The organism is Exiguobacterium sp. s138, assembly GCF_018618775.1.
GTDB classification, from domain to species: Bacteria; Bacillota; Bacilli; order Exiguobacteriales; family Exiguobacteriaceae; genus Exiguobacterium_A; species Exiguobacterium_A artemiae.
The window spans coordinates 629749-641668 of the sequence record NZ_JACSMW010000001.1 but is presented as its reverse complement, the minus strand read 5'-3'; the positions used below and the strand labels follow the sequence as shown (position 1 = coordinate 641668).

General features: G+C 48.6%; 11 protein-coding genes. 4 read left to right on the top strand and 7 right to left on the bottom strand.

Going from position 1 to position 11920, the window contains the following annotated elements:
- Both murQ and KNP91_RS03340 read right to left on the bottom strand, forming a co-directional pair.
- Entirely contained in the window at positions 1-894 is an 894-nt protein-coding gene (gene murQ, locus KNP91_RS03345; RefSeq protein WP_285801087.1) for an N-acetylmuramic acid 6-phosphate etherase, read from the bottom strand.
- Between the two features lie 140 nt (positions 895-1034).
- Positions 1035-2975 (bottom strand): glycoside hydrolase family 3 protein, encoded by a 1941-nt coding sequence (locus KNP91_RS03340; RefSeq protein ID WP_214764953.1) that lies wholly within the window; start codon positions 2973-2975, stop codon positions 1035-1037.
- Positions 2976-3187: 212 nt separating this feature from the next.
- Here KNP91_RS03340 and KNP91_RS03335 point away from each other — a divergent pair, with 212 nt between their 5' ends.
- Positions 3188-3697, top strand: a complete 510-nt coding sequence (locus KNP91_RS03335) for a hypothetical protein (protein ID WP_214848633.1) — start codon at positions 3188-3190, stop codon at positions 3695-3697.
- Positions 3698-3836: 139 nt separating this feature from the next.
- Here the strand turns inward: KNP91_RS03335 and KNP91_RS03330 are convergent, their stop codons facing one another.
- Both KNP91_RS03330 and KNP91_RS03325 read right to left on the bottom strand, forming a co-directional pair.
- Positions 3837-4571, bottom strand: coding sequence for an acetoacetate decarboxylase (locus KNP91_RS03330; RefSeq protein WP_214848632.1), 735 nt, complete (start codon positions 4569-4571; stop codon positions 3837-3839).
- 13 nt (positions 4572-4584) lie between these two features.
- Complete coding sequence (locus KNP91_RS03325) at positions 4585-5607, bottom strand: ketopantoate reductase family protein (RefSeq protein ID WP_214848629.1); 1023 nt, start codon at positions 5605-5607, stop codon at positions 4585-4587.
- A 100-nt stretch (positions 5608-5707) separates the two neighbouring features.
- Between KNP91_RS03325 and KNP91_RS03320 the strand changes: the two genes are divergently transcribed.
- On the top strand, positions 5708-6583 hold the full coding sequence (locus tag KNP91_RS03320) for a LysR family transcriptional regulator (protein ID WP_214848628.1): 876 nt from the start codon (positions 5708-5710) through the stop codon (positions 6581-6583).
- Between the two features lie 69 nt (positions 6584-6652).
- Here KNP91_RS03320 and KNP91_RS03315 read toward each other — a convergent pair whose 3' ends face one another.
- Positions 6653-6982: a winged helix-turn-helix transcriptional regulator gene (locus KNP91_RS03315; protein ID WP_012370213.1), complete on the bottom strand. Its 330-nt coding sequence runs from the start codon at positions 6980-6982 to the stop codon at positions 6653-6655.
- Between the two features lie 335 nt (positions 6983-7317).
- Between KNP91_RS03315 and KNP91_RS03310 the strand changes: the two genes are divergently transcribed.
- Both KNP91_RS03310 and KNP91_RS03305 read left to right on the top strand, forming a co-directional pair.
- Entirely contained in the window at positions 7318-8520 is a 1203-nt protein-coding gene (locus KNP91_RS03310) for an MFS transporter (protein WP_214848627.1), read from the top strand.
- A gap of 320 nt (positions 8521-8840) precedes the next feature.
- Positions 8841-9746, top strand: coding sequence for a TerC family protein (locus tag KNP91_RS03305; protein WP_214848626.1), 906 nt, complete (start codon positions 8841-8843; stop codon positions 9744-9746).
- A gap of 139 nt (positions 9747-9885) precedes the next feature.
- On the opposite strand, the gene sstT is transcribed toward KNP91_RS03305, so the two are convergent.
- Positions 9886-11157: a serine/threonine transporter SstT gene (sstT, locus tag KNP91_RS03300; RefSeq protein ID WP_214848625.1), complete on the bottom strand. Its 1272-nt coding sequence runs from the start codon at positions 11155-11157 to the stop codon at positions 9886-9888.
- A 392-nt stretch (positions 11158-11549) separates the two neighbouring features.
- Positions 11550-11894, bottom strand: coding sequence for a type II toxin-antitoxin system RelE family toxin (locus KNP91_RS03295; protein ID WP_214848623.1), 345 nt, complete (start codon positions 11892-11894; stop codon positions 11550-11552).
- Positions 11895-11920 lie beyond the last annotated feature (26 nt).

Here is an 11920-nt window from a genome sequence, read left to right as displayed (position 1 = left end):
TTAGAGCGCGTCGCGGACGAATCCGTGCGCACGTTGTAATCGTTCGACTGCCTCAGGATACGAAACGTCCGCTAAAATCATGACGATCGCCGTCTTAACGTGACCATTCGCTGATGTGAAATAACGCGCGGCCGTCTCAAGATCGACCCCTGTCGCTTCCACGATCATCCGTTTGGCCCGGACTTCAAGCTTTTCATTCGTCGATTGGACATCGACCATCAGGTTTTGATAAACTTTCCCGACGCCGATCATCGCTGCCGTCGAAATCATGTTCAGGACGAGCTTTTGTGCCGTTCCGGCTTTGAGCCGGGTCGAACCGGTCAAGACTTCCGGACCGGTCTCGACTTCAATCCGGAGATCGGCGTGCTGGCTGATGATAGCTTCTTTGTTGCAGGACAATGCTGCTGTCGCCGCGCCGATTTCACGGGCGTAATCGAGACCGCCAATGACGTAAGGGGTCCGGCCGCTCGCCGCGATGCCGATGACGGTATCGTTTGCGTTTACTTTGAGCGCCCGTAAATCTTCAATGGCCAATGTCTTGCTGTCTTCCGCCCCTTCAACGGCCTTGATGAGCGCCCGCTCGCCTCCGGCAATCAAACCGACGACCATCTTTGGCGAGACACCAAACGTCGGCACACATTCTGCCGCGTCGAGCACACCGAGGCGACCGCTCGTTCCGGCTCCGATGTAAATCAGCCGTCCGCCCGCTTGAAATGATTGAATGACTTGTGCGACGACCTGTTTGATGACCGGGATTTCCTGTCGAATCACACCGGCAACCGACTGATCCTCCTCGTTCATCACTGTCAAGATCTCCTCGACCGTCATATCGTCAAGCTCCATCGTTCGTTGATTCCGGCGTTCTGTCGCCAATTTCTCTAACATGATTTTCATCCTCTCTCCACAGCTCCTTTTTATCCTGAGCACAACGAAACATTAATTCATAAATAAATTTATTAAATAGAAATAAAATTGCAAAAGAAGTCAATAGGGAAAGCCCAACCGCGTCGATTGGACTCCCTCAAACGAGCCTGTTACTTATTCCAATTGCGGAATCCGTCCCCGAACTCCCGGTACAAATCGGTTTGGAACGTACCGTCCTTAAACTTCGGCACATCGACCGGCAATTTCCCTTGTGGTACGAATTCACCAAAAATGGCGCGGATTCCTGCCGGTAAATTCGGTCCGGCTGATTTTGTGTTTCCTGCTTCCGAATCCGGTCCGTTCGGATCGCCTTTGAAGCCGTAAACGAGTAATTGGGCGTCAGCATCCGGTTGGACGGCGACGTCATACGGATTCCGCAGACTGAGCAGGACGGATTTTTTACCCGTTCGGTTTGCCTGACGGAAGACTTCAGCCGGCACATAATGATCCGCGGAGGAGGCTCCGAGCTTCGCACTATTATTGACGTTTGAGCCGACAATCAGATAGTCTGCTTGATTTATTTTCTCCTGAAGCGCCGGATTTTGATCGAGATGCGGCGTCGATGCTGAATATTGTTCCGTCAGCACGTTCACCTGTTTCAGATTACCGGCATTTTTCTCAAGCGACCGGATCGTCTTGACCATGCTGTCCGTCTGATCTTTTGTCGGTGACAGGACAAGGACCGTCTCCCCTTTTTTCGGTTTGAACGGTAATGTCTTCCGGTCATTTTTGACGAGCGTGACTGCCGCTTCCGTCATCTGCCGCTCAAGCGCCTTGTGCTCGGGACTGCCGACGACCGACTTCGCCTCGACCAGTTTTTCCTCAAGCGTCACATTCGAAGTTGCTTCACTCCAAATACCGCGTTTCGCTTTGAGTGTCAGAATCCGTTCAACCGAACGATTGATGTCCGCTTCCGAAAGTTGCCCGCTTTCAACCGCTTCGATCACGTCGTCAAAAATCGACTCCAGTTTCGTCACGTCGTTCGCAGATCTTAAAATCGTCGGCATCAACGCGATATCGACACCGGCTTTAAACGTTTTGATGACGGCTTCCGACTCCGTAAAGTTGTCGGCAATCGCCTGCATGTTCAACGCATCGGTGACGACAAGTCCCTGATAGCCGAGCTCTTCCCGTAAGACACCGGTAATGACGTCATCCGACAACGTCGCCGGTAGCGGGAATGTTCCTTGTGTGGACTCGACGACCTCATCCTCGATCTGCGGCATCCCGATATGTCCTGTCATCACCATATCGATGCCTTCCGCCACTGCCCGCTTGAACGGAATCAGTTCGAGCTGTTTCAGTTCGGCCAGTGATTTATCGACGACCGGTAAGCCGTAATGCGAGTCGACTGCCGTATCGCCGTGTCCCGGGAAGTGTTTCGCTGTCGCAACGACCCCTTGTTCCTGGATACCGCGCGTCATCGCCGAGCCCAGTTCCCCAACCAGGTTCGGATCACTTGAAAACGAACGGACCCCGATGACGGGATTGCCCGGATTGTTGTTGACGTCCAGGACCGGACCAAAGTTGACGTTGATGCCGAGTGCATGCAGTTCGGAGCCGATAATTCCGCCTGCCGCTTCCGCATAAGCCGGACTGCGGGTCGCCCCGAGTGCCATGTTGCCCGGTAAGTTCGTTCCCGTACCGAGTCGTGTGACGATTCCGCCTTCCTGGTCAATCGTGACGAACAATGGAATGTCGTTGCTTGGATCCTGCTCGACGACTTCCTGCAAATCATGGACCAGTTTCGTCGTCTGTTCTGTCTCGCTAACATTTTCCGCAAACAGGATGACTCCGCCTAAATCAAACCGGTCGATAACCCGTCCGACTTCCGGTGCCAGTTGCGTATGATTGACCCCGTCCCATAACCGGAAATCCGGCATGATCATTTGTCCTATCTTCTGCTCAAGTGTCATCTGATCCAGTTGCGCGTCGACCCGTTCCGTAACGGATGGTGTCGTTTCCGCCGCGACCGGTTGCATTGGCAGCGACGCGGCGAGTAGCGCCGTCGTCAATCCGAGTGTTGCCGTCCAGTTGAGTTTCTGTCCCATATGCTCAGCTCCCCTTTTGTTTTGACCCTGCATGATTGCTACTTCCCCGTGTTCCCCGTTAGTATAACAAGCCCGACATTCAGAAACAATGTTTTATTTGAAAGCGTAAACATTTTGAAATAAAATTTCTTTATTATTTTTATTTATTTTGTGTGATGATGACTCCTGTATAATGAATAGAACATCATTCCCTGCAAGGAGACACCTATCCCATGAAAAAATTCCGTGGCAAACGCCGCTACTTTCGACAACTTCATGCCGAACAACACTTATCGGCCCATGCCTTAGATTTCAGTTCCGACAGCTGGTTTGATTTTTGGCACATTCATCTTGATTTTCATGGCCGCGGAAATGGTCACCTCAAAATTCGAAAAGCACATGTCCGGGCACTGTTTCAGCTGATGGATGAGCTCGATGCCGCACTCAAAGAGTGGGCACAACCGTATCAGCTTTGGATCGAACTGTCCCGGCTGGATGCAGGATTGGACGCCGTTTTTATCCATACAAACAATCCAAACGACAATAATTTTCCGTTTACCAATCCAACTTTAACGGAACCGATGGGAAGGTTACCGGACTATTTGCAAACCATCGATGGTTTGGAACAATATCAAATCCGGTTGTCTAAACGAATCACTTATGATGCGTTCGACGACGATCCGGAAGAAATCATGGATCACATCCTTGTCATCGAACGAGGGGACCGAAAGCATCCGCTTTGATTACGTCAAAACGGACGGTCCGAGAGGGACCGCCCGTTGCTGATTATTACTTTCTCAGACGACTAAAAGACCGCATCACCCGGATGCGGCCTTTTAGTTCATCGCGATTCAGGAAGATACGGCTTCCCGTCTCGTCACTTCACTTCATATAATCAAAAATCTTCTTCGGACCGCCGAGGCGTAAATCGGCGATGATATGCTGGGCATCCAAAATCTTTCCGACCGGGAAATCGGCCAGCGGTGCCATGACATGCTGGAACAATTCCAAACGGGCCGGTCCGCGGTAGGCTTCCTTGACCTGAATATCCGTGATTTGACTGCGCGTCAATTCAGAGATGATCAGTTCCCCTTCGTAGCCGCGGTGTTGCTTCAGCATGAATTGCGGTGTCCCGATGATCGCTTTCGCCTCTTCTTCCTTGACCGGATAGTATTTGTAGCCCATCGTCGCCTGGGCGACACGAAGCGAATGATAATCGAGGGTTCCGACTAAGACATCGTTATCCAAATAGAGTTTGGGCGAACCGTATTTTTTCGGGAACGAGGCAACTTCACGCCCGGAAGCGATGGCCGCTTGGTTATTGACGTACATCGACAGGTAGAACTCCCCGACTTCCCCGTTGTACCGGACCGGGATGACATGACCGCATTCCAGATACGATCCGAGTCCCGTACTGTCCGGCATATTGATGACTTCGAACTTGATTTGATTGCCGATCAACTCAAGCGGTTCCGGTACAACGGCTCGCAGTTGTTCGAGATCCGTTTCATAAACGATATTCAAATATTCACGGTTCCGGAAGAAAATATCGACCGCCGGAAAGACCGGCGCGTTGACCGGTGTCGCGACGATATTCTGGACATCCTCTTTTTTCATCTGATCATCTCCCTTATTTGACTGCGAGAAGTGCCTTGAACTGCTCGACACTCTGTTCAAAATCGGTCACTTCCTGTTTGTCCTGTGCATTTCGGACGAGTGCTTGAATCATTGAATTGACCGGTGTCTGAATGCCATACGTTTCCCCATACATCGTGACAACACCGTTAATGTAATCAATTTCCGTCGGCTGATGTTTCCGTAAGTCCTGCAACATGCTCGCTTCAAGATTCCGCGAGCTGTTCATCAGTTGCGGCAGTTCAATCATCTTTTGTTCGATGTCATCAAGTTCGCTGTAGACCGTCAAATCCGCTTCTCCCATCCGGGCAAATTCAATCCCGTGCGCATGACCGACATCAAGGACTTCCTTCATCGCATAAATCGCGGCCCGCAACAGGACCGGATGGTCAAGCACGTCGCCATACGTCCCGTTACACGCAGCAGACAATCCGCTGAACGCACTGTTAATGATCAGTTTCGACCATTTCGTGCCGGGCAGGTTATCGGAAATCTCCGTTCCGCCGATCATATCCAGGACTTCTTTTAACTGAACAATCCGGTCTGTCGTCGCCCCGTCAAGTTCACCGATTTGTAAGGCATATTTTTTAAAGAACGAGTAGTCTGTTGTCAGGCGGGATTGTCCCGGTCCGACATACGTCGCCCCGAACTCCACGGATCCGGCGATAATCTGGTCGCTCGGAATATGCTGACGGATGATTTCCTCCGGCACTCCGTTTTGCAAGGAAACGAGGATGCCGTCTTCTTTTAAAATGGCTTTGACGGCCGGTAAGACTTGCGGATTGTAGAGCTGTTTCGTCAGCAATAACACGATATCATACGTTTTAGTAATCTCTTCCGGCAGAAATGCCGTGACGCGTTGCGTGATATCGGGTCCGACGACGTGTGCCCCTTTCGTGTTCAGTGCCGTTACATGTTCTTTGTTCGTATCAATCAAGTCAACGACAGGATATGTTTCACTCAAATACGCACCCATGATGGTACCGAGTGATCCTGCTCCATAAATTGCGATATTCATTTCCATCACCTCTGCACTCAGCATATACCGGTTTCCGCATAAACAAAAATATATAATGATGTATACTACTATAAACGATTACTTATAGGAGGTGTAAGAGGTGGAATTGCTTCATTTACATTATTTCAGAACCGTCACAGAAGAACTGAATTTTACTCATGCCGCGAAACGTCTGTTCATCAGTCAGCCGGCACTCAGCATGACGATCAAAAAACTCGAACGGGAATTGGATACCGAATTATTTAACCGGAACGGTCGGACGATCACCTTGACGAATCAGGGACGGATCCTGTTGCAGTCCGTCGAAAAAATCGAAAATGAACTCGAACTCGTCAAAGAACGGCTGTCGCATTCGGAACAGGACGTGACGATCAGCCTCGCCAGTTCACACGGCCGCTTCATTCAGATCCTACTGGCGGAATTTTTGGTTAACCCGTCAGCGACGCTGTTCAATACAGAGATTTTGTCGAACCGTGAAATCCTGTCGCAACTTTTGACCGATGAAATCCATTTCTCGATCAGCTTTATGGAAATCAAACATCCCGAAGTCACGAGTGAACCGGTCATCGAAGAAGAGATTGTGCTGACCTATCCCGGTCATTACACGGAGCAGGACGTTATGCGTGTGCTCTATGACAACGAAACGGCAAAATCGTTCCTGTTCCCGTCACATAATAAGGATTACAACAGTTTCATCAAATTAAAGATGACGGAATTCAGTTTATACGCGGATTCGATTCGTTACATTGATGACGTTTCCCTGCAGGTCGCCCTGCGTCAGCAACGGCATTTCAGCTTCGTTCCCGTTTCCGTCTGCCGTGAACTGAAGCTTCCGTTCGTCGCCAAGGATAACCTGACAATCGTCTCAAACATCTATTTATCACGCTTAAGCCGTGGCCTGACCGAAGAACAGCAGACGGTTTATGATGCCATCAAACAGTTCTTCCTCCGCGAAGCCGCTTCCTTCGTTAAATAACGGATCCCAGAAAAAAACGACCGTCCTGACGGCAGGCGGTCGTTTTGCTGTGCAGTATGATAGTTCGCTTTAAGAAGATACAACTTCCTCACCGGTTAAATCGATGTGCCCTTCACCCCAGGCACACATCGCATCTAAAATCGGGCGCAACGACCAACCGTAATCCGATAACGAATAGATGACTTTCGGCGGAACCTGTTCGTAGACCGTCCGGATGATGACACCGTCCTGTTCGAGTTCACGCAGTTGTTGCGTCAACATTTTTTGCGTGATGTTCGGCATCAGCTTTTTCAATTCGCTTGTCCGGCGTTCGCCTTTAATGAGATGACACATGATGACGACTTTCCATTTGCCTCCGATGACTTGTAGCGTCGCTTCGACCGGAATATTGTAGGCCATGCTGATTCTTCCTTTCGTTACGAAGTACGGTGGGACAGGTACTTTTTAGTGCCTATCGCACTTGAAAGTGCGTACTTCTCAAGTAGATTTGATGGGTTTATGATAACAACTGTCAACGGAAAGTACAAGCCACCTTCGTCCATTGCTTTAATTGGTGATGGTAGGGTACTTTTTAGTGCCTATCGCACTTAAAAGTACGTACTTCCATAAAAAACAATGCCGCTCTATGATGGGATCACGCAGAAGTGTCCCTGTTTGAAAAACGATCCGGGCCCGGTCGTTCGGAGCATGGTTGCACTATCTCCCTTTAGCTCATTTATCCAGGAGGAATTATCATGAATCAATTAAACCCGCGTGCTGAACAGGAACAGGTCCCGCAAAACGGCCGCTTCGCCCTGCTCGCACTTGCTATCAGCGCCTTTGGTATCGGAACAACGGAATTTGTCCCGGTCGGTCTGCTTGCTGCGATCGCCGGTGACTTAAATATCGGCATCACTCTGGCCGGACTGATCATTTCCGGTTACGCAATCGGTGTCGCCATCGGTGCACCGATCTTGACTGCCCTGACGAACCGGATGAACCGGAAAACATTACTGATGGCGTTGATGGTCGTCTTTATCGCCGGAAATCTCGTATCAGCCATCGCACCCACTTTCGAACTGTTGATCGTCGCCCGGTTCATCACCGCGTTTTCGCACGGTGTCTTCTTCTCGATTGGCGCAACGATCGCCGTTCAGCTCGTACCGGAACATAAAAAAGCCAGTGCCATCGCTTTGATGTTCACCGGTCTGACGGTTGCGACCGTAACCGGCGTCCCGCTCGGCACATTCATCGGTCAATCATTCGGCTGGCGTGCGACGTTCTTTGCTGTCGCCGCACTCGGTGTCATCGCCATCATCGCAAGTTTTTTCCTGATTCCAAAAGACTTGAAACAATCACTGCCGGCGAAGTTTTCCGATATGTTTAAACTGTTGACGAACGGACGCCTGATGCTCGGTTTCCTGATTACCGCCCTCGGGTACGGTGGAACGTTCGTCGCCTTCACCTACTTGACGCCGATCATGCAGGAGCTCACTCACATCAGCCCGAGCCTGATCAGTATCATCCTGCTTGTCTACGGCATTGCTGTCGCCATTGGCAACACCGTCGGCGGAAAACTCGCCAACGGAAATCCGATCAAAGCGTTGTTTTACATGTTCATTTTGCACGCGATCGTCATGATTGCCCTGTCGTTCATGATTCCGTTTAAAGTCGCCGGGATCATCGGGATTATCTTGATGGGACTGCTTGCTTTCATGAATGTTCCGGGTCTGCAACTGTATATCGTCCAGTTGGCAGAAAAATACGTCCCGGCAGCGGTCGATGTTGCGTCCGCGTTGAACATCTCCGCCTTTAATATCGGGATTGCACTTGGAGCAACAATCGGCGGACTCGTCGCCGATACGATCGGTCTTGTCCACACACCGTGGGTCGGTGGCATCATGGTCATTCTGGCCGTCATCTTGACTGCCGTCTCCCGTCGTCTGGAACGTCTGTAATATGACGTCTGATTAACTAGGAGCCATCGAAAGATCAAAACATTTTCCGAGCACCTTCTCGAAAACATGCCGGTGATTTGAACTGATCTCCCTTCAGCCCTCTAACGGATTGCCCTGTCTTTTTACGGAAACTTTTTCCGATAGAAGACAGGGCATTTTTGTGCACCCGCTTGCCTTAGCCCCGCCACTTCTTTCGAATCCACAAATCGATCGATCGCACATCCAAATAAAAAAGCAGCACACTTATCTCTTTACTTTGAGTTCTTATGAACTTATAATCAAAATATGAAAAGCACACCACTTAAAAGGAGGAAGCGCTGTTGACACTATTGATTGTATTTTTAGCGATCGTCTTCATCATGCTCGCACTGGACCTTGGCGTATTTCACAGGAAAGCTCATGAGGTCTCGCTCCGCGAAGCCTGGACGTGGACGTTCGTCTGGATCGGACTCGCCGTCGCCTTTGGCGGTTGGTTGTTCTACGCGCAAGGCAGCGACGCTGCAATTGAATACACGAGCGTTTATTTCATCGAAAAGGCACTTGCGATTGATAACGTCTTCGTCTTCTCACTCGTCTTTGCGTACTTTGCGATTCCGTTGAAGTACCAGCACAAAGTCTTGTTCTGGGGAATTCTCGGTGCCATTCTCTTCCGCGTCATCTTCATCGTCGCCGGAGTATCGCTTCTTGAGAACTTCGCATGGGTGTACTACATCTTCGGGGCATTCCTTGTCTACACGGGTTACATGATGTTTAAGAACATCGGTCAGGAAACGTCGCTTGAAGAAAACAAAACGATCCGTTGGCTGGAGAAACGCTTGCCAATCACACAAGACATCTCGTCCGGTAAATTTACACAGCGAATCAACGGTAAATTGTTCTTTACACCACTGTTAATCGCGTTGATCTTCATCGAAGTCTCGGATATCGTCTTCGCCGTCGACTCGGTCGCAGCAAGCTTCGCCTACTCGCGTGATCCGTTCATCATCTTCTACGCGAACATCATGGCAATCCTTGGACTCCGCAGTCTCTACTTCGTCCTCGCGAACCTGATTGACCGCTTCTACTACCTGAAACACGGTCTCAGCTTCATGCTTGTCTTTATCGGAGCGAAGATGATTTTCAGCGATGTCTACAAAATGCCGATTTGGATGTCGCTCGGGACAATCGTCCTTGTCATCCTGATCAGTGTCATTTACAGCTTTAAAAAGACAAAAACACAAAAGTAACTTCAGTTAACCGCAGACAAGGAGGGAATCACATGATTCTCTCCTTGTTTTCCGTTCAATCCATGACGGCAAAAAAAGATGAAAGACATCTCTTCTTACGGGATGCCTTTCATCTTTTTCATGATCTCATCAACGCAAATCAGCTGTTGACGACTTGTTCAGTTGGTTCTTCCGCCATGATTGGCCGATTGATTGACAGTTGTTCGCCGTCTTTTAACCGTTTTTTAAATTCAGCTGTCGCTGTAAACAGTACATCCGTTGAAGAGTTGAGTCCTGTTTCAAACGAGTCTTGTAAGACACTGATGATAAATCCGACAGCGATGACTTGCATCGCGATCTCATTCGGAATTCCGAATAGGCTGCAGGCAAGCGGGATCAACAGGAGTGATCCACCGGCGACACCGGAAGCACCACAGGCACAGACAGCAGCCAGGACACTTAAGATGATGGCAGTCGGAAGATCGACCGGGATGTTAAGCGTATTGACCGCAGCAAGCGTTAAGACCGAAATCGTAACGGCTGCTCCCGCCATGTTGACGGTCGCGCCAAGCGGAATCGAAATCGCATACGTCTCTTTATCGAGACCAAGTTTTTTACACAGTTCCATGTTAACCGGAATATTGGCAGCCGAACTCCGTGTGAAGAAGGCTGTAATTCCGCTCTCACGGATACATTTAAAGACGAGCGGATACGGATTTTGACGAACGTTGATGAAAACGATCAGTGGATTGACGACAAGCGCTACAAATAGCATCGTCCCGATCAACAGCACAAGCAGTTGACCATAGTTGAGCAGCGATCCGAGACCGTTTTTTGTAATCGACTCAATGACAATCCCCATGATTCCGAGTGGTGCGAGTTTAATGATCCAACCGACCATCTTCGCGATCGCATCCGAGAAATTAGAAATGAACGTTTTCGTTGAATCGGAAGCATTTTTCAATGCTAATCCAAGCACGATGGCCCACGTTAAGATCCCAATGTAATTGCCTTGGACTAACGCATTGACCGGATTGTCCACCATATTCAAGACGAGTGTCCGGATGACTTCAATCGCATTCCCCGGCGCAGCTAATTTCTCCGTACTCTCCGTCAGCGCGATGTTGACAGGGAACAGGAAACTGAATACGACAGCAACGGCTCCCGCCAAGAACGTCCCGAGGAGATACAGGAAGACAATCGACTTCATGTTCGTCTGTTGTCCCTTTTTATGCTGGACGATTGCTGCCATGACCAGGAAGAATACTAAAACCGGCGCAACGGCCTTCAGCGCGGAAACAAACAGTGTTCCAAAGATGGTGATGGACTGGGCAGCTTCAGGAATCGATACAGCTAAAATAATACCAATAATCAAACCGACTGCAATTTGCTTCACTAAACTGATTTGGTTCCACATCTTCAAAACTTTCATACGTTCCCCTCCAGGTTCAAAACGAATAAGTTATTTAGAATTTGAAAAATAACGATTCTCTCTCCTATCCAAAAGACAGATAGTTTACTCGTTTACTTTTCTAAAAATTCTCTCAGTTTGTTGTGTTCTATTTTTACATAAATCCGGTGAAATAAAAACTAGTTTTTTGCAAGAAATAGGATTCATTCAAGACTAAGTGTTAAAAGAATAGGTATGCAATCGATTGCATCATTAAGAACAAGAAGTACGTTTCAAGGAACTTTCTCTTACGAAATAGAATCAAAAAAGAATTATTCTAGGTACAATCAAAACTGATCGATTTTAACGAAATACAAAAAGACGATTCCTCATTCAATACAGGAATCGTCTTCTTTAATTATGACAAATTGTACTTACTTTTCTTTTCGATTTAACGCATCTCTATAGACGCGTTCCCTCGTACGCTCTCCAATTGCTAAAATACTAACAATCCCTTCGATCTCTTGCTGAATTTCCTGATCATCCGATATTTTTATAATCGTTAATTGCTCGTCACGAATCGTGTAAACGAGACGAAGATTCAATGATTTGTACTTTAGCTTATAACAACCAGTCAATGGAGCACGTAGCGGCTCACCGTGTTTTTTTGGATCAACTGCTAATTTCTCCTGTACATCCCGCTGAATAATTCGAATGATTTGTCGATCAAGCTTTTTAAGTTCTTTAACAGCTTTAGGATGAAAATTAACTTTATACACAAGCATTCCACACTTTCAACATTGAT